The following is a 19,507-nucleotide window of genomic DNA, read 5'->3' as shown; positions in this document are numbered from 1 at the left end:
AATCCAAAATCAAAATCTAAAATTCGGCAAAGTTAAGAGTTGAGAGTTAAGAGTCAAGAGTTAAGATTTTGACTTTATACTCTTGACTTTTTGGCTTTTTTAGAGGGTTAAAAATACTACAGCCAAGGACGACTAACTTGTTCTAACTCTCTAATTTCATCCTCGTTCAATTTCCAGCCCAAAGCACCAGCATTCTGACGTACCTGTTCGGCTGTCTTCACCCCAGCAATGGGAATAACGTTTCCCTGAGCAATTAACCAGTTGAGAGCAACTTGGGCAGGAGTGCGATTGTATTTTTCTCCGAAATTGCGTAGCAAAGATATGACTGGGGTAATTTTTTGCAGACCTTCTTTCTTAAATCGTGGGTCTATTTTCCTTGCACCAGTGGGGGTTTCGGTACTATCAATACTATACTTCCCTGTGAGTAATCCTTGAGCCAAAGGACTGTAAGCCAAGATAGTCACACCCAACTCACGCGCAGTTGCGATAATACCTTTGCTTTCAACTTGGCGAGTGAGTAAAGAATAGCGCACTTGATTGACAGCCAAAGGTACTCCACGGGTCGCCAATATTTGATGCGCGTCTCGCATTTGCTCTGCTGAGTAATTACTCACACCGACTGCGGCAATTCTGCCTCGCTTCACTTCATCTGCTAGGGCATTTATCAAAGTTTCTTGGCTTAAAAAGAAGGCAAAAGGCCAATGCACTTGATACAGGGCGATTCGTTCAAGTTGTAGGCGTTTGAGACTGGCTGTTAAAGCATCAGAGACGGATTGGGCTGTAAATCGCCACGGTAGTGGGCCAAATTTTGTAGCGATTTGTACAGGTTGTTGTGTCTGTTGCAGAAATTGCCCCAAAAATTTCTCTGATAGTCCCATTCCGTAGATTTCGGCAGTGTCAAAGAAGGTAATACCAGCTTCTAAGGCTGCTGTAAATGCTTCTTGTAACTGTTCTGGGCCGTAGGCACTGCCATAATTCCAAAATAGTTTATCACCCCAAGCCCAAGTGCCGATGCACAAAGGTGTAACAACTGGGCCATTTTGCCCCAATGTGATGTTTTCCACGGTTGCAAAATTTAGTTTATTTACATTTCTTTACTTTTATAGTCTATCGTTACAGACAAGATTGGGTGCGATCGTCATCATTTGCCGCAATTCTTGTTGTGCGTAGGCGTAGCCCCTCGTAGACATCGCAGTTTGCATCAAGATTTACAAATTACACTTGACAATATATCTATTCTCAGAATTAAGGGAGGCTAATAACCTCCCTTTTATAATAGTTGAGTGTATTTACTTGTATTTAAGAATTAGATGATTTATCCTGCTTGGCTTTTTTGATTAATTCCATGTAGACATTAATCTCACTAATTTCTACATCATGCTCAACTCTAGTTACTTTCCATTTCTCCTTTTTTAGGTAAACTTCCTCTCCTACTCTGGGAGTAAATTGGAGGTCATAAAACTTTTTTAGAAAATCTTTTTGATTTTCTTCCCATAATATTACTTTGACTACTTCTTTGCTCATTGCTTATGCCTTTTTGGTTACTAGATGAAGCTAAGTACTTTGATGACATATACACGGCAAGTTTATCTTACTAATTCAATTGAATAGCGTAGTTAAAACCACATTTTAATATTGATATTTTTATGTGGTTTGATTGCGTCCGATAAAGTTACAGGGCAATGCGATAACTTTAGTAAATTTTACTATTGGGTATATTTGAAAATATTTCTCCGTGTGTTGAGGTTAGAAAAATAAATAAAATCTGTCAAACTAAGAGTTATTGCCGTTGCTCAATACTGATTAATACAGTCATTTAGCAACACCAAAATTTTTATACTCCCTAATATACTTAAATGGAAAAGGGATTACGGTACTTTGCCCTGTGCGGACAAAATCAACATCCATAGTTTCAAGGAGTTGTCTAAATATCAGTTTTGAGTTATCCACCGCCACGATTTTACGAAGATGACAGGCATCTTTGAAAGAGAATTGTATCTTTTCTTTTCGATCGCCAACAAGGTAATAAGCTTCTTTTTCAGTTTCACCAAAATATTTTATGTTGAGAGAAGCGTCGAATAAATCTTCTTTGCTCTGGTTATCCTGCGGGAATTTCAATCGAATTTGATGTTTGTCAAGAAGGTAATCTCTAAAACCAATAGCTTCACTTGTACTACTAACATCAATATCCTTATCTCTTACCTTCTTTGTTGTCCCCAAATACTGCGCGATTAAACGCTTAAAATCTCGTTTTGATATAGATTGGTTCCCAATTTTTCTAAGTTCCGATGAGAATGATTCAAATTTTTCAAGATTAAGGTCAGATGCTTCTTGTAAGAATTCTTCAACTAGATCAGCTAGCTCATCTCCACTTCCCTTATCTTCAGGAAGTTCAGTTTCGACTTCCTTGAGAATAGCTTCAATTTTAGAAAGGTCAGGAATACTGATTTCATCAGTTATAAATATCTGATTTATATCACCAGCATCAGAAATAACAAGACCTTCTAATGTCTCGATTTTATCTCCTGAGCTATCCTCTGTCATAAATTTTCTATATTTCTCAAACTTTTGCCAGTTAAATAATATATCTTGACCATCTATTTCGTAAAATTCAAAATTACCATTTGGTTGAATTTCCATAAAAATTACGTGGTCTCTATCTTCATCCCAAGCAGCAAAAGTCCAAATTCCTTTTAGTTGAAGTTTAGCCCAATCAAACAAGTTCAATGTTCGAGAGCTAATATCACGCTTTATAAGCTGTTCCTTTAGAATTGTTTTAACAATAGACTTAGAGACATTTTTTGTTGATTCAATTGTCAGATGTTGCCGCTGAAATTTATCTGTTGAAGGGAGGTATTCGTCCTTTTGTCCTCTTTTTTCATAAAATTCAGCATCATGTATAATTCTAAAATTTAGAGTGTTTTCTTTATCACGTTTACTAACGGTGATTAGTTTTTCATCAGTGATATAAGGAAGAAGAAATTCTTTCAGTGTAATTACTAAATTAGTAGAATCTTCATCATTCACTCTATCAACTATATGTATTGCCTGACCATCTAGTTTTGAGTAAAGTTGTTTTGGACTTTTAAGCAAAGTATTTTTGAGTTCAATGCTGCAATCAATTTCAAGAGTGGAAAAATTAACATTCATGTATTCCGATAGATATTGTTGAATACTATTGAAAACTTGAAACAAAATACCTGCTCGGCTTTTCTCAAATTTATCTATACTTTCAAACTCAAGGAAATTGGTATGAAGCTTTTTACCTTGTTTACTGCATTGTATGTAAGACTTTGTAGGATCTGTATTTTTACCATCAGATGGAAGCGACCTTTTCAGAGTTCCTGTGCCACTATGGAACACATATTCAGGTCTTTTAAGAATTTTTTTTAATTCTGCTGTGCCTTTATATTCTTTTAATATGGAAACCTTTTTTCGATAAGAGACTACACTAACTTTTAATAAGAATTCGTTTGTTTGGCTCTCATCACGACTAAGAGTGATTTCAGCAACACCAATTGCATCATAAAGTTTATTGTTTAAGGGAGGGACTTTAAGTAATGCTCCAGTCAGATTTGAGAAATGTAGATGTTTAAATCTAGAGCGTGATGAACCTAGAGAGTTAACTAATAAACGGGCAAGTGTTACTTCACATATACATTCATCATTTCCAGTATAAACAGCCTGGGGTTTTACCTCAATTGCAGATACACTAGCAAATTTAGGATCGGTTCTAAGTTTTTGAAGTAATACGTAAGTATCATTCGATTTTTTATCAAACATAGCATAGGCATATTGAGCATATCCAACAGACATGGCTTTATAATCTTCACCTATAATACAATCCAGTTCTTCTGCTCCCCACCATTTGCCATTTTTGCCTCGTTTAAAGCGGATAAAAACAAAATCTCTTTCAATAGCATCAATATGAAAATTTATATTTAGTTTATTTGTAAGAATGCTCATGTTAAAAATTCATTCACAATAAATTTAAGTGCTAAATTATCGATTGTATCATTTTTACAGAGATAGGGAACTTCTATAATTTTTCCGCCAAATGATGGAATCGGTTGAAAGGGAGTGTTGGAAGAACCAAGAATATTGATGACAAAAACCCTTTCTGCTCGAACAATCGCCATTTTCTCACAGATTTTATCAATTATTTCATCAGCTTTTACTGCAACCCGATCATTCCATAGCTTGAAGTCTATATAAATATTTTGCTCTGTTTTAAAGTCAAAGAGTTCAAATTCATCTATATTCAGTTCTAGTAAGGGAATATTTAAGAGGTTTTGAAAAATATGTTTCCCACAGACTTCGCCTAATGCCCCTTTATAAATATTGTTAAACATGGGAGGGGTCAGCATTAGTTGAGATTTAGTAAATGTTGTTGCCCAATTATAATCAGTGAATAATTTATGTAGAGTATCGATTTTCATCAACTCTGTAAGACGGGCAGTTTGTTCGCTCACTTCTTTAACTTCTCTTTTACCGTAGTCATCAGAAAAGAAAACTTCGATATCATCATAGTCATTTTCATGCGAGAAATAATATGAATCGGCAGGTTTTGGCAAATGCAGGTAAATATTATTCCAGTTAATATTGCATTCTGACTCTTTGACAATACTTGGTTGATAAAGAACTTGTTCTCTTAGTTCTTGCCACTTTTTAACACTCTGTTTTGTCCACGGCGTACTCAGTTGGCGACGTATGTAAACAGCAGTTTGATTACTTTTATGGGATGCACGGTTTTGTGCTTCTATTAAATCTTCAGATTGGTTAGTCGATTCACCTGCTGATTCAAGGAGAGCAGTATATTCACGAATAGGAATTACATCTTCTGGTAGAGAAAACCCGATTAAATGTTTTCGGATAGAAGCGTCAGCAAGAATATGAATTGTTGGAGCCTTCATATTAGTACGACATATTCGACCTAGTGCCTGAATAATAATTTTATTTAAGTAACGTGAATAAGCATTTGTATTGTATGGGCTGATGAAGTCCTCAGCCTTTCGTCTAGGCTTATATCTTCCTATATATTTATGAAAAGCTTCATCTAGCTTGCTCTTAAACTGGTTTAGTGAAAAATCTCCATTCTCCCGAATAAATTCCAATTGAAAAATATATTTTATAAATTCATCATCATCTATATTATTTTTAAATATATTAACAATAATATTTCTTGGGTTATCTAAATATATCCCGTTAATATCCATGTTTGAATGCTTGGGTAAGCTATTAATATGTATTGGCTCTAGACCAGAAGAAACAGGAAATTGTAAATTTTGTCCAACACCAATCGTTTGGTATGCAGAAATAATAAATCGGCGTTTATTATCTTTTAGCTCATTGAGCAGTTTTTCTTTATTTGCTTCAAATTTATTTGAACTAAGCACAAAAAATGTATCAGCCACAGAACCTTCAATAGTATTTTGATGGCTATCCAATAAAAAATCCGCATATTTATGCAATATATGCAGGTCGAACTTTGGGTCGGAAGGCTTTGGTAATTTACTAAAAAGACAAAGGAACGCATGACAATCAGGATTATCCAAAAAATATTTCCATGCTGTTAAAGCTCTTACATAACGGCAAAATGAAAATTCAATACTTTCTTCATCATCATTAGTAATTGTATGGCGAAGAGTATTCCATAAATCCTGGGCTACTTCTCGATCATTGAAAAGGTCTTCAAGCTGTTTGATTGCTTCTTTTTGTATATCTGTCCCAATAAATTTAGTTTTTATAGAGACTTTATTATATCCTTGAGTTGCTTCGTTATATGCGTTTTGAAGTTTAATAAGAGCATCATCTTTAATACGTATAAATGAATCTCCTAAACGAGATTTCAGATACTTAAGATCATAATTACCAATGTTTGTATAAAGCCCAGCCGTAGCTGAAATACCTACTACCAAAGCTTTTGAGCAAACTCCAGCTAAAAAAGATTCGGGTGTACGGCTGAAGTTAAACATATATATTTTTGATAATGTATCATGCTCATCACTATCGACGATATCATAGTAACGAAACCCCCTATCATAAAAAGTCTGATTTTGGATTGTTCCTTGATAGGATTGCAAGCCATACGGCAAATCATCTTCAAGAATTTTACGGGTTAAAAATTCCACATCTTTAAGGTGAAAATTATTAAGAACTGTCTGAATAGCTAATTTAAAAGGAAAAGTTTCCTGTCCGCCTTTATCTTCCTCTTTTAAATGGCGATAGTTATTTGCTAAATATTTAATTCCTGTCTGAAAATATGATAAATAGCCAGTAATTGTACTCAGCAATTCCTGTATGTCAATACCCGTCTTTTTATATTTAATATTAAAAGCATTAATCCAATTTGTACGGCTATTTATATCTCCAATAATCTCTACACGTTGATTACGATCCAGCACATTATGAAATTTATAATCATAAAAAAGAAAGTTTCTTTCCTTAGTTGAAAAATTCTCGTGAGATTTACAGATATGCTGTAATTGATATTTTTTGAATATATAATTAGCTTTCTCTCGTAATGATTCAATCTGTTCTCGTAGAGATGGCCAGTTTTTACCTGAAGATTGCTGCTTTCGCCATTTTGATTCTTGTAAAAGTACTTCAGGGCACTCGGTTTGCATCAGATGATTATGAATATTTAAGAATAAATCAATAAGATCCACTCGATTTCTTAACCCAGATTCAATAATATTTTTGAGTACAGTTTCTTTGGTAGTATCAAACTCATCAATAAAAATAAGTGATTTATTAATAAACCGCTCAGAGAAGTAATATGATGGTTCAATAAGTGTTGTGTTTTGAGCAACAAACTTATCTATACTAAGAAATAAAATAGTTTTATCATCTGTAAATACTGCGGGATAAAGTTTTCCAATCCATTGGTAATCTTGATTATTCTTGATAGCTGACAGACGAGCCTTTTTCGTTTTAAAATTTTCTGACAATATTCTTTTAATAATGTCTCTGAATGCTGGCTCAATATTTTTACGAATATCTGTTTTAATGTTTTCTTTAAAGTCGCTAGGTAATTGCTCACTTTGGAGCATTTCTATATATTTTTTTAGTTGTAAATATATTTTATTTTTAAATATATCAGGAATTTCTTGGTCAAGTTTTAGTAAGTTGTTGATAACAGGATCGACATTAGAATCAATAAAAAGAACATATTTTTCAAAATCTTCCTCATTTCCATCGGCGATAAAATGTTTTTTTAGTTCGTCAATAGGTAAGTTTTTTTTAAGGTTAGTAATAAACAGAATTTTTCTCTTTTGCTTGGCAAATTCCTTGTAATTAGAATGTATAAACTTTAGAACAATGTATGTTTTACCCGAACCAGTTGCCATACTTAGGAGAAGCAGCCCAAGATTGTCTTGTTTGCAGTATTGGTTTAATATTTCTTCCATATCCCTGATAACCTCATTAAAGTTGAAAAAAGTTGGACGTGAATGTTAAATCTAGATAGCGATCGCCAACTATGACACCACTATTAGCAGTAAAAGTAGAAGTAAAGTAGACTACTATCTCAGTTAGCTCCTATTGATGCCCAGCAAGATTTAAGCCAATGCTTACAAAACAAGCTCTAAATTATCCAAAAGGTGTCATTTACGGTTCTTTTGGGTGGAATAGAGGGGCTATGCAAAGGTTAAATACTGGGATATTCTGCTATCAAGTCCCAGCCCCGATGGAGTAATGAGTATCTTACATCCATCTGTAACATTTTGGCGCGATCGCATCATCGCCATACAAAAAGTTAGCTATGGTAAGCGGTGAAGTATTTGATACCAAAACAAAATTCTCTAACCTCTGTAGCTTCTGCTTTTCAATGAAGTGAAGAATTTAGCAGCTTAAACAGAGGATTTATTTACTCTTTGATAAAATTATGAGCATCTTAATTTGTCATATTTTGGCGCGATCGCTCTGGAAACCATAAAAGGGCAATTGAGGATTTTAATCAAGCTCTTGTCATTTTGCAAAAATATGACAACAGACATAAAATGCCCATTCTATGTATTTTGTTGTGCGGCAATCTGGACAGCTTCTATATCAACATTGAGGTGTTGAGCAATCTGCTCCACACTCATCCCTGTTTTTAGTAACAGAGGGACGGTAAGTTTCAACATTTCAGCTTCCCGTTCTTCTCGACCTTCTTCTCGACCTTCCTCTCGACCTTCTTCTCGACCCTCGGCTTTCGCTTCCTGATAAACCCTTGTTTGCTCTAAAGTCAATCCCAGCATAGCTTCAACTTCCTCTCTACTCAAGGTCGAAAACTTATAAACGGCAATTGTGGTTATGATATTGAGTATTTCGTTTTGCGGCAGTGTGTCCGTTTCCTCTAATTTTACCCGCTCAATCAATTGCTTTGCCTGCTCTGCCATCACTTCATCCGATGCTAGAGTCAACTGCATCAAGTTGATGCCTATTGGCTGCTGATTAGTCGCGCCTAACTCATCTAAATAGATTCGCTGCACTTGGTCGCTATTGAGAAATATTCGATGAGTTTTTTGATCGCTTGGTTCCAAAGAGCGTGATGAAAAAATTACCACACAGAACCAGTCATCATACTGAAAACGATTCCGGTTCAGGTACATCAGCGACTCGGTAAAGAACCGATGGTAAAGAGCTTCATCTCTTTGGAATTGAACTTCAGCAAAAAAGATAACTCTGGATGTTGCATCCTCTGGAGGTAAAAAAACACCATCGATGCGGAAAGCCGTTTCTTTGACTTCAAGTGATTCAAATCGATAGTTTTGTGCTTGAGGAGGAGGGACATCAATCAGTTCAAAGAGTAACCCAGGAAAGCGCTTAAAAATTTGATAGTAAATTGAGTCTCGTTTCACTATTTCATCCTAAAATTCTCTGGTTATGCGTAGGCGTAGCCCGTCGTAGACATCGCACATTACAACCAAGTCCTAAAAATTAATCGTAACTTGGCTGAAGCCTACGCTAATCAAGGTGTATAATCGCTTGCCAAATCGCAACTTCAACTTTTCGTTCGCTGATTTGGAGTGAGTAGGGTTTATCTTTATTTAAAGAGAGAAATTAAATCCTATAAAGCATACGAAAAAGTAGCTATGGCAAGCGGTGAAGTATTTGATACCAAAACCAAATCCCTATCTGTGCCAAGGGTAAACCTGCTGACCATGTTCCGCCTGGGTTTATTTCAAATGGGGTTGAGCATGATGTCCATCTTGACTCTAGGCGTACTCAACAGAGTCATGATTCAAGAAATAGCAATTCCGGCGACGCTGGTATCGGTAGTTCTAGCACTGCCTTTATTTGTTGCTCCTTCGCGTGTCTGGTTCGGACAGATTTCCGATGCCAAGCCGTTATGGGGATACCACCGTACAGCTTATGTTTGGGTGGGCGCGGCAATATTTGCGATCGCAGCATTTTTAGCTATACAAGTGATATGGCAGCTTAATATTGCTGGAAATAATGCAGGTACTTGGGTATGGACAACCCAAACAATTGGCTGGACAGGTCTTTTGGCTTTAGTTTTTGCTGTATACGGTCTAGGAATTTGTGCTAGCGGTACTGCTTTTGCTGCTTTGTTGGTGGATATATCTGAAGAAGATAACCGTTCCAAAGTAGTCGGTGTGGTTTGGTCGATGCTAATGGTGGGGATTATTGTTGGGGCGATTATTAGTGCCAGCTTGCTGAAACAGTTAACCCCAGAAGCAACTGTAGAAACTTTGCAGCCAGCAATCAACCGATTGTTTACTATCGTCCCAGCAATTGTATTTGGTTTAGCGATCGCAGCGACATTTGGCGTAGAAAAAAAATACTCTCAATACTCAACCCGTTCTACATTGGTGAATCGGGAAGATAGCATCACTCTAGGCAATGCTTGGAAAATTTTGACAGCTAGTCCACAAACAGGTATATTTTTCACCTTTTTATTGGTGATGACTATCAGTTTGTTTATGCAAGACCCGATTTTAGAACCTTATGCGGGTCAAGTATTTAAAATGCCCCTAGCGGAAAGTACCAAATTAAATATTTTTTATGGAACAGGTCTATTGATTGCTTATGGCGTTACGGGCTTTTATATTATCCCGCGTTTGGGTAAGCGCAGAACTGCACGTTTTGGCTGTATGTTGGTAGCATTCTGTGCAATATTGCTAGGTATCTCAGGATTCACAGCTAATGCAGCAGTTCTTAAACTAAGTTTGGTCTTGTTCGGTTTAGCCACAGGTTTCTTAACTACAGCCGCAATTAGCTTGATGTTGGATCTCACAGCAGCAGAAGCCGCAGGTACGTTTATTGGAGCATGGGGATTAGCGCAGTCCATCTCTAGAGGAATCGCCGTGGTAATTGGAGGTACAGTTTTGGATATTGGACGCAAGCTGTTACCTAGCGCAGAGTTAGCTTATGGACTGGTATTTGTTCTAGAAGCGGTAGGAATGGTGCTGTCGATTTGGTTTCTGAATCGGGTGAACATCACAGAATTTCAAACAAGTACCAAGCAAGCGATCGCTTCAGTTTTAGAAAGCGATTTAGATTAAACTGTATAGGGCATGGGGCATGGGGCATGGGGCATTGGGCATTGGGCATGGGACAAATGACCAATACTTCGGCTTCTCTACGAGACGCTATGCGTTAGCGGAGCTTTCGCTTTAGCGATACGCTCAGTACAAATGACAAATGACTAATAACCAATGAATGATTTTTGGACAACAATTCTTGATTTTGCCCAAACTACCACTACCAGAGTGGGCAAGCAACTAATGCAAGATTTTGGGCAAGTACAGGCTGACCAAAAAGCTGATGGTAGTTTGGTGACGCAAGCAGATAAATGGGCAGATCGGGAAATTCGGGATGCGATCGCTTCTACTTTCCTTGGCTACGGCATTTTGAGCGAAGAGAGCGATCAGTCATTTCCCGGTACTGAGTGGTGCTGGGTAATCGATCCTCTTGATGGTACAACGAACTTCACACGCGGCATTCCCATCTGGACAATATCTCTGGGTTTGCTGTATCGAGGTACGCCCATTTTTGGGTATATTTACGCCCCAACTCTGAATCAAGCTTTTCATGGGTTTTGGGCAGGTTCATCTGGGTTAACACCCCCAATAGGAGCATTTCTCAACAACCACCCCATCCACACCAGTGTAGATAGTCCTAGCAATAATCACTTTTTTAACCTCTGTTCTCGTAGTACCGCAGTTATCAAAAATGGCTTTCCCTGCAAAATTCGGATGTTGGGTGTAGCTAGCTATAACTTTTTGACAGTTGCTACTGGGGCTACTCTCGGTGGGATTGAGGCGACACCAAAAGTTTGGGACTTAGCCGGGGCTTGGGTAATTGTCCAAGCTGCTGGTGGAGTCTGGGCTTCGCTGAAGTCAGAACCGTTTCCATTGTCACCGGGAGAAGATTATAGCGATCGCTCTTTTCCCACCCTTGTGGTTAGTCGTGCCGAATTAATTCCGGTATTTCAACCTTTTCTCGAAGGCGTAAAAATTTAATTTGCAAATTTATACCTTAAGGAAGCGCTTTTGTCAATCAGCCTCTCGGAGTATTGCATAAGCGATATTAAACTTAACAAAACCCAAGTCAAACAAAGAATTGAGTATAAATAAAGCTAGTAATAATCCTGATTTAAGTGCAAAACCAGTGTAGTTATTAATTTAAGTATAATTGTGACTTTCATCACACTGGTTAATTTAGTATAAAAAATTTTATGTTGTCTAATCTAGATTTAATTCGAGAGTTTGTACAAAACTCTATTCAAAAAAAAGACGTTTTGTTGTCAAATCCTGTTTTGACAGCGCAAACAGTGTATAAAATAAACCAACTAACAGCAAAATCTGAAGGCGTAATTGCCACTGCTCAACTATCAAATACCCTATCTGAATTCTCGATTTCTCCAAAATCAACCCAGTGGGAATTGATAAATCAGGCATTAGCAGAATATAGTTATATTCTCAAAGGAGAAGTAGATAGTCGGGGTTTCTATCAGTATCAATACTGCGAAGTTCCCAAAGGCTATCAGATGAATTGTACTAAATGTGTCATTCTATGGCGGGCCTGGTGGAAATATTGCAAACATAGTTCAAGACCAGGGATTCCGTTGGAACTTCTGATTAGAACACGAGATTCATGGTACCCAATTAGAGATTTAATTATCAGTGACGGACTTCTTTATATCAAAACCTTGGGAAGTGAGATTGCACTTGGCTCAGACGATTTAGTTACTTGGTTAAGCAAAGTTGATGTAACCAAAATTAAAGAAATACCTTCTACAGAGACATAGGTGTGGGTATGGGGTTACGGATGTATACCCCTATATTTATTTGCAAACATTTTTCAAAGTGATATTGACAACATAATTAGGCAAAGGACGTGAAGAGAAATGAAAGGACTTTGGCTCGAAAATAAGCAGTTGCAATTACGCACAGATATTCCGGTTCCTGAGCCGCCACAGGGAGAAGCCTTAGTACGCGTCTTGCGTGCAGGTATCTGTAATACCGATCTGGAACTACTTAGAGGCTACTATCCCTACACTGGTATTTTAGGGCATGAATTTGTCGGCATTGTCGAACGAGGGCCAGAACACTTAGTTAACCAACGCGTAGTTGGAGAAATCAATGCTGTATGTGGGCATTGTCGGTTTTGTCGTAGCGGACAACCAACTCATTGCGAAAATCGTACAGTTTTGGGTATTGTCAATCGCAACGGTGCCTTTAGTGAATATCTTTGTTTGCCGGTAGAGAACCTGCATTTAGTACCTGATAATGTGCCAACAGAAGTAGCAACATTTACTGAACCTGTAGCAGCAGCTTTGGAAATTCAGCAGCAAGTGCCATTGCATCCAGACCATCGGGTGCTAGTGGTTGGAGATGGCAAACTAGGGCAGTTAGTAGCTCAGACACTAGCTCTAACTGGCTGTGAACTCGTAGCTGTGGGGCGTCATCGAGAAAAACTGGCTAACTTAGAAGCACGGGGAATAAAAACGAGTCTAGCTGATGATGTTACAGATGGATATTTCGATATCTCAGTAGAATGCACTGGCAATCCAGAAGGATTTGCGATCGCCCGCCGCGCCCTCCGTCCCCGTGGTACGCTTGTACTGAAAAGTACTTATGCTGGCAACCTCAGCCTAGATGTTTCTTCTTTAGTAGTAGATGAAATCACCCTCATCGGCTCCCGTTGTGGCCCCTTTACCCCAGCCCTCCAGCTACTAGCCACAGGACAAGTTGATGTGCAACCTCTGATTCATGCCACCTACCCTCTCATTGAAGGGCTTGCAGCTTTTGAACACGCCCAGAGTCGGGGTGTTTTAAAGATATTGTTAGAGATTAGTTAATTGTCATTGGGTATCGGGCATTGGGCATTAGGAATGCTGAGTGCTGAGTTAGGAGTTAAGAGTTAAGAGTTAGGAGTTTTGTTTATCTCCTTGTCCCCTTGTCCTCTCATCTCCCTGCTCCCCTGCTTCCCCACTCCCTAATATAGATAAGGATTAGTCTTTGGTTGATAGTCACGACAATAGATTGCTTCTTCTGTATTGGCAATAGATGGGCGTACAGTACATTTAAGACGGTAATTGTCGGTAAAAAATTGGCAACCAGTACAGGGAATTTGATGCATTTGCTTGGCTGTACTAACACTATCTCGTGCGGCCGTCCAGAGACTCAACACAACCAGAATAGTTACAGTCCAAGCAACTACAAAACAAATCGGGACTAATAAAGGTTGAATCCCATTAATTAAGAAAAATATCAATTGAAGCATAGTATGTCCTGATACAAATTAGGAGTTAAAAGTATATTAACTCTTAACTCCTAATTCTTAACTTCCCACTATGGAGGTACAAATTAAACGCCAGCATGACCCAGGGCTAAACCTGTTACCAGCATTCCCAGAACAAGGAAAGGTTGGGCACTAGCTTGGTACTTAACATCATTTTTTACGGGGTCACGTAGGAAATACATATCCTGCAAGGTGATTTGCGGGATGATTAACAGTACTAGTATTGCTGCATACAAATTTTCGTGGATGCTGACGAGGTAAGCTGCAATCAATCCTTGAAATATATCAATTGTCGCTACACAAATCCATGCCGCAGTGGTGATGCCAAACATTACGGGTAGTGAATTTAATCCTAGCTGGCGATCGCCTTCTACACTCTTGAAGTCATTGACAATGGCAATACCCAATCCAGCCAAGCTGTAGAACATTGTCAAGATCACAATTGTGGAATTCAGTTCTCCAAATAAAGCGTGTCCTGTAGACCAAGGTAGAGTAATGTAGCTTGCACCCAAGGCGTAGCTACCTAGCCAGCCGTTTTGCTTGAGTTTCAGGGGAGGCGCAGAATAAATATAAGCGATGAAAGAACCGATAATCGCGATCGCTGTAATTGTCGGGAATTCATGACCAGACCACACATCTAGCGCAAATGCCAAACCATAGCCAGCAATCAGTAATACCCAAATCTGAATAATTACCTGGGGTAAGGGAATTGCTCCAGAGGGAATCGGGCGATAAGGTTCATTGATGGCATCGATTTCGCGATCGTAGTAATCATTAAGGATTTGGGTGTAACCTGTCATCAATGGCCCAGCCAATAACATACAGGCTGCTACCTTCAACACATTTTCCAGCGTCCAAGTATAGTTACCAGAAGAAGCCGCACCACAGACTACACCCCAAATTAAGGGAATCCAGGTGATGGGCTTCATGAGCTGTAAACGAATTTTCCAAATCGAAGTTTCTCCAGACGCTGCACCTTTCATCCCCAACATCTGCCTAGTTTTCGCATTGCGATCGGCAGATGCGATCGCTTGCTCATTGAGATTATTTGCCACTGAGTCTAGTGCTTCAGATCGGTTAGGGTCTGGGGGAATGGGAGTTGATTCTGACATAAGGCGTATTTTTTTAGAGTGAGGAGTTAGGAGTTAGAAGTTATGAATTATTAGTTAGGAGTTAGGAGTTATGAATTACGTCTAATGTGAATTAAGTCTAGAAACCCTTGTAATTTCGTGGGTATTCCCAATCATACAATTTTGGGCGAGTCTAGAAACCCTTATGCGATAAGAGGCTTTTCTAATTCACATCAGGCGTGAATTATTATTTTTATTCCTAACTCCTCACTCTTAACTCCTAACTTTGTTCCTACTCCTAACTAACTTAAAACGAAATTATCAAATAATGATTCTGAAACTTTGCTCCAGCAACGGGTCTGCCACTCAGAGCCGGGGGTAAGGGAATATTGCGTCGCTGATCTCCTGCTTCTACCGTGACTTCTGGCCCATATTGGGTAAGTTTGACTTGCTTTTTGTCAAATCCTGGTAAGAATAAGCGTACCTGACGATTGTGGATGTCTATTTCAATAGGTTTGGGAGCCTGTAAAGCTTGTGCTTCAAAGTTGGGTAGAGCGTCTATCAGTGGTTGCCAATCACCCGTGGGCGAGTTGGGAACGACGCTTACAGGTAAGGGTATAAATTCCTCTGACAGATTGATATTTGTCTCAGTAGACACAAGCAAAACACCACCGACAGTTAAACCGATTTGTTGAGCGCTACCCCATAAATAACGAGCATTTGCTACCTCAATCGGATCTCCTGTAGTCACTAAGAAAGCAGCGAGACGCTTGGGATCGGCCAGAGCGGCTCTCCCCTTTTCTAAGAAATTATTGACTTGGTTAGTGGGAGCGGCAAAGTTATCTGCTGTCCAGTTGATATTGAAAAAACTGCTAATCAGAGGTTGAATCAAAGGTGATTCAGTAATTGTCTTCCCCAAGTCGGAGTTGACAAACAATTGCCGAAATCGCCGGACATACCAACTCAGAGATTCTGGCAAACCCAACATTCGCAGCGTTAAAGAGTCGCCCGTGCCATCGTAGACGATCGCATCATATTTGCCACTGGCATCATATTCGCGAATAGCGTTCAGCGCTAGGGCGTTGTCCATCCCCGGCAAGACTACCAGTTCTTGACCAAAAACGTCTTTGAAGATGGGCGTGCGGAGATATTGCGCCTCAAGTTTTTTCACTTCGTCCCAGTTGCGCTCAAGCAGTACAGATGCTTGAAACTGTACCGCCTGTAACTTGGGAGAGATTTCTTGAGGATCGGCAGCAATGGGAGTCCCTAACAGGATTGACAATGTTGGTTCTGCTTGTCCTGCTAGAAGTACGCGCTTGCCTTGACTTGCCAATAATTTGGCGGCGGCGATCGCAATTTTGGTACGAGCGGTTCCGCCTTTGCCCAAAAATGTCAATATTTGAGCCATTAGTTGATTCCTATTTTCACCGCCGATCTTTTCAACTCCAACTTAGCACTCAATATAGACTCTCAACCTGTGCTTTCAACTTCAGAGCCAAAGAAAAATCCGGATCTGAGTTTTTTACTACTACACAGGTTTGATTTCATCTTCAAAAAACCAAGTAGAATAATTGTCTTCAAACAGAACCACTACACCGATTCCACCACCATCAGTGACTTTGTAGCCTTGGATGATACCCACTTGTCCGAGTTTTTTTACAACTGGGGCAGAAACGCGATCGCGTAAACGAAAAACTTTAACCTTTTGTCCGATTTCCATGCCTGATTACAATTTCAGATAAACCAAGTCTCAGTGTAGCGGAATCCGTGACTCTGCTCTCATCAATTCAGGGCAGATGAGGGAGAGATGAGAAAGAATAACTCCTAACTCCTGACTTAACAGCTTAAAATTAAATCGGCAACCAAACAGGTAAATACTTAATGTTTGTCTTTTTTGTTCAAAGACACCCAAAAGCGATCGCGTACTTCTAACAGAGAAAATTGCTATTGTCGGGCAACAATAGACACCGAAAGCACAATTGCGGTTGTCACAGGAACGGCTGCGATCGCACAACTTCGCTAGATAGAGCAGCGCTTCGATCGTTCCATGAACAAATATCTGAATAAAAGCATTTTTATTGACTATAAAGCAATTATATGGTAGAAGTCCTAATTATTTGCGATCGCTCAGTTCTAGGAACCAATTGATAAATTCATTGGTCTTGCCCGGATAGGATGTGATTAAGAGTATAAAAATGGTAACTATTAGGACTTCGATTTGATTTCTAAAAACATACTGAGACTGAAAAGCTTATTTTATAAGGGTTTTATCTAAAATCTTGTTCAAAAATCAGATATGAGTCCCATAGTAACTTATGTTTAACAACGCTTTTTAAAATAAAGTTTTTATTGTTAAAGTAATGCGGTAAAGTAGCCACCAATAGTATAAAATCTGCAAATAATTTAGCTATGAACTGTAGCGGTGTGTAAGGATGAAGCTTTCGGTTAAAAGTAATTCAACTTGGTTGCAAGTGTGGCGCTACTGGGAATTGCTGCACGTCTTGGTAGCGCGAAATCTTAAAGTGCGTTACCGGGGTTCATTTCTAGGGGTTTATTGGTCGCTATTGAACCCGTTGATTATGACCGGGCTATACACTGCAATTTTTGGAACAACGTTTTCGTCGTATTACAATAACTCAATCCCAAACTATGTATTAGCAGCATTTACAGGACTGGTGGTAATCAACTTTTTTTCAGCTTCCACTTCTCAGGCACTGAGTAGTGTAGTAGGTAACGGCTCACTTTTAAATAAAATTCGTCTGCCAGTCAGTATTTTCCCAGTATCAATGATTGCAGCAAATGTGTTTCAGTTTGCCGTTGGAGTGTTGCCTTTATTAGGAATAATAACTTTTGTTAAATCCAAAAGTTTATTAAACGTGGTAGCATTGCTGGTTCCATTTTTAGCGCTGGTTTTAGTCTGTATGGGAGTTGGTTTTTTGGTCAGCGCTTTATATGTATTTTTTAGAGATTTACCTTATTTTTATGAGCTAATTGTATTTGTAATTTGGATCGGTAGTCCTGTATTTTATCCGCCAGACATTGTTCCAAAAACAGTAAAAGCATTTTTAGGATTAAATCCTTTATCACCAGTTATTGAAAGTATCCGGCAGATTACACTATCGGGAATGCTACCAGATTTAAGTTTAATTTGGGGAGCCTTGCTGAGTGGCATAATTATTTTGTCACTGGGATGGGTTTGTTTTCAACTGTGGCGGCATCAATTTATGGATTTGCTGTAAATAAATGGAAGTAATTCGCCTAGATCGAGTTTCGCTGTGGCGACGAACGCAAGAAGAGTTTTCTTATGACCTAAAGAAAACACTCCTATCTTTTTTGGAAGGTAAATATCACCAGCCTGCGAAGAAACAGGTGCTAAATGAAATTGATTTAGTTGTTGAAAAAGGTGAAAAAATAGGTATTATAGGGGCAAATGGCTCTGGTAAATCAACATTATTAAAGATAATTTCTGGGATTTTACAACCTACTAGCGGATTAGTGCGAGTACGAGGTCAAATTGCGCCATTGATTGAACTTGGAGCGGGGTTTGATGCAGAAATTTCTGTGATGGATAATATTTTGTTGTATGGCGTATTACTGGGATATTCCCGAGCAGAAATGCGAAGAAGAACGCTTTCAATATTAGAGTTTGCAGAGTTAGAAGATTATGCATTAGTACCAGTGAAGGGATTATCTTCTGGAATGGTAGCGCGATTAGGGTTTGCGATCGCCACCGATATACAGCCGGATATTTTGATATTAGATGAAGTATTGTCGGTAGGAGATGAAAGTTTCAAAAACAAGTGTAAGCGAAGAATTGAGCAATTTTGGAATCAGAACGCTACTGTATTAGTAGTTTCTCATGATTTAAAATTTATCAAACAATCTTGTGTTAGAGGAATTTGGTTAGATCAAGGAAAAGTGCGTTTTATGGGAAACGCGGATGAAACTGCCGACTACTATTTAAACTCAGTAAGTAAAATTTAATTTAAATTATCTAAATTTCCTTATCAGTAGTAATTTTGCCTGAAGGAAAATGATTTGATGAACTACGTGAATCGAAAGACTATATGATTAGATATACTTAGGCAAAAATTTTAGTTAAGCTTTAAACAAAAATGTATTCTATTGTAAAGAATGATTGATGATAAATTTCAGGAGAATCAGATGGATTACGAAAAAATACTAGAGCGTATAAGTGATGTTTATCAACAATCCGTTAGATTTTATCGTCCGGCTGGAAATGAGGAAGAAGAATCAAGCAAAACTCTACCTCATCAACTACTAAATAATAGTTATGTTACAGAAATTGATGGTAACTATTTATTATTTTTTAATGATATATATACAAATACTATTCGAAAATGGCTAAAAAATATTTTAAAAAAAATATCATGGCCTATCTTTAAAAGACAAGTTTATTATAATTCTGCTGTTAGACGAGTTTTATACAATTTAATTCAAAAAACTGATCAATATTCTACAAGGGATAAAGAAGTAAATAATAAGCTTTCTCAGTTTGAGCAGAAAATAGACCAACTATCTCAACTTAAGCAGAAAATAGACCAACTACCTCAACTTAAACAGAAGATAGACCAACTACCTCAACTTGAACAAAAAATAGAACAGCTTTCTCAACTTGAGCAGAAAATAGAGCAAATTTCTCAACTTGAGCAGAAAATAGA

17 protein-coding genes are annotated in these 19,507 nt (G+C 38.3%); 8 read left to right on the top strand and 9 right to left on the bottom strand.

What is annotated here, in order from left to right; all coding sequences use genetic code 11:
- Positions 1 to 116: 116 nt before the first annotated feature.
- The 5 genes from RMZ42_RS02425 to RMZ42_RS02405 form a co-directional block, all read right to left on the bottom strand.
- The gene (locus RMZ42_RS02425; RefSeq protein ID WP_322669897.1) at positions 117 to 1,064 is read right to left on the bottom strand and encodes an aldo/keto reductase; all 948 of its coding nucleotides are present in this window, start codon (positions 1,062 to 1,064) and stop codon (positions 117 to 119) included.
- A 235-nt stretch (positions 1,065 to 1,299) separates the two neighbouring features.
- Positions 1,300 to 1,524, bottom strand: coding sequence for a hypothetical protein (locus tag RMZ42_RS02420; RefSeq protein ID WP_322669896.1), 225 nt, complete (start codon positions 1,522 to 1,524; stop codon positions 1,300 to 1,302).
- A 288-nt stretch (positions 1,525 to 1,812) separates the two neighbouring features.
- Positions 1,813 to 3,966 carry a hypothetical protein gene (locus RMZ42_RS02415; RefSeq protein WP_322669895.1) on the bottom strand — a complete coding sequence of 718 codons (2,154 nt, stop codon included), beginning with the start codon at positions 3,964 to 3,966 and terminating at the stop codon, positions 1,813 to 1,815.
- Positions 3,963 to 7,409, bottom strand: a complete 3,447-nt coding sequence (locus RMZ42_RS02410) for a DEAD/DEAH box helicase family protein (RefSeq protein ID WP_322669894.1) — start codon at positions 7,407 to 7,409, stop codon at positions 3,963 to 3,965. Before RMZ42_RS02410 ends, RMZ42_RS02415 begins: the two co-directional genes overlap by 4 nt.
- Before the next feature lie 600 nt (positions 7,410 to 8,009).
- Positions 8,010 to 8,843, bottom strand: coding sequence for an Rpn family recombination-promoting nuclease/putative transposase (locus RMZ42_RS02405; RefSeq protein ID WP_322669893.1), 834 nt, complete (start codon positions 8,841 to 8,843; stop codon positions 8,010 to 8,012).
- A 234-nt stretch (positions 8,844 to 9,077) separates the two neighbouring features.
- Here RMZ42_RS02405 and RMZ42_RS02400 point away from each other — a divergent pair, with 234 nt between their 5' ends.
- The 4 genes from RMZ42_RS02400 to RMZ42_RS02385 all read left to right on the top strand — a co-directional run bounded on the left by RMZ42_RS02400 (position 9,078) and on the right by RMZ42_RS02385 (position 13,312).
- Positions 9,078 to 10,511: a BCD family MFS transporter gene (locus tag RMZ42_RS02400; protein ID WP_322669892.1), complete on the top strand. Its 1,434-nt coding sequence runs from the start codon at positions 9,078 to 9,080 to the stop codon at positions 10,509 to 10,511.
- Positions 10,512 to 10,664: 153 nt separating this feature from the next.
- Positions 10,665 to 11,471 (top strand): inositol monophosphatase family protein, encoded by an 807-nt coding sequence (locus RMZ42_RS02395; protein WP_322669891.1) that lies wholly within the window; start codon positions 10,665 to 10,667, stop codon positions 11,469 to 11,471.
- Positions 11,472 to 11,686: 215 nt separating this feature from the next.
- A complete protein-coding gene (locus RMZ42_RS02390) occupies positions 11,687 to 12,259 on the top strand; it encodes a hypothetical protein (RefSeq protein ID WP_322669890.1) in 573 nt (190 codons plus the stop codon).
- A gap of 99 nt (positions 12,260 to 12,358) precedes the next feature.
- Positions 12,359 to 13,312 carry an MDR/zinc-dependent alcohol dehydrogenase-like family protein gene (locus tag RMZ42_RS02385; protein WP_322669889.1) on the top strand — a complete coding sequence of 318 codons (954 nt, stop codon included), beginning with the start codon at positions 12,359 to 12,361 and terminating at the stop codon, positions 13,310 to 13,312.
- Positions 13,313 to 13,449: 137 nt separating this feature from the next.
- On the opposite strand, the gene RMZ42_RS02380 is transcribed toward RMZ42_RS02385, so the two are convergent.
- The 4 genes from RMZ42_RS02380 to RMZ42_RS02365 all read right to left on the bottom strand — a co-directional run bounded on the left by RMZ42_RS02380 (position 13,450) and on the right by RMZ42_RS02365 (position 16,545).
- Complete coding sequence (locus RMZ42_RS02380; protein ID WP_322669888.1) at positions 13,450 to 13,737, bottom strand: hypothetical protein; 288 nt, start codon at positions 13,735 to 13,737, stop codon at positions 13,450 to 13,452.
- 83 nt (positions 13,738 to 13,820) lie between these two features.
- Positions 13,821 to 14,867: a chlorophyll synthase ChlG gene (gene chlG, locus RMZ42_RS02375; protein ID WP_322669887.1), complete on the bottom strand. Its 1,047-nt coding sequence runs from the start codon at positions 14,865 to 14,867 to the stop codon at positions 13,821 to 13,823.
- 265 nt (positions 14,868 to 15,132) lie between these two features.
- On the bottom strand, positions 15,133 to 16,233 hold the full coding sequence (locus RMZ42_RS02370; RefSeq protein ID WP_322669886.1) for an ArsA family ATPase: 1,101 nt from the start codon (positions 16,231 to 16,233) through the stop codon (positions 15,133 to 15,135).
- 120 nt (positions 16,234 to 16,353) lie between these two features.
- Entirely contained in the window at positions 16,354 to 16,545 is a 192-nt protein-coding gene (locus RMZ42_RS02365) for a DUF2862 domain-containing protein (RefSeq protein ID WP_322669885.1), read from the bottom strand.
- Between the two features lie 165 nt (positions 16,546 to 16,710).
- Here RMZ42_RS02365 and RMZ42_RS02360 point away from each other — a divergent pair, with 165 nt between their 5' ends.
- The 4 genes from RMZ42_RS02360 to RMZ42_RS02345 form a co-directional block, all read left to right on the top strand.
- A complete protein-coding gene (locus RMZ42_RS02360; RefSeq protein ID WP_322669884.1) occupies positions 16,711 to 16,848 on the top strand; it encodes a hypothetical protein in 138 nt (45 codons plus the stop codon).
- Between the two features lie 409 nt (positions 16,849 to 17,257).
- On the top strand, positions 17,258 to 18,064 hold the full coding sequence (locus RMZ42_RS02355; RefSeq protein ID WP_322669883.1) for an ABC transporter permease: 807 nt from the start codon (positions 17,258 to 17,260) through the stop codon (positions 18,062 to 18,064).
- A 4-nt stretch (positions 18,065 to 18,068) separates the two neighbouring features.
- The gene (locus RMZ42_RS02350) at positions 18,069 to 18,809 is read left to right on the top strand and encodes an ABC transporter ATP-binding protein (RefSeq protein ID WP_322669882.1); all 741 of its coding nucleotides are present in this window, start codon (positions 18,069 to 18,071) and stop codon (positions 18,807 to 18,809) included.
- Positions 18,810 to 18,989: 180 nt separating this feature from the next.
- Positions 18,990 to 19,507, top strand: a 518-nt coding sequence (locus RMZ42_RS02345; protein WP_322669881.1) for a hypothetical protein, incomplete at its 3' end; no start/stop codon positions are given.

Origin of the sequence: Nostoc sp. DedQUE05 (assembly GCF_034530955.1) — a bacterium.
Lineage (GTDB): Bacteria > Cyanobacteriota > Cyanobacteriia > Cyanobacteriales > Nostocaceae > Nostoc.
Note: the sequence above shows the minus strand (reverse complement) of the source record. Positions and strands in the feature narration are given on the sequence as shown.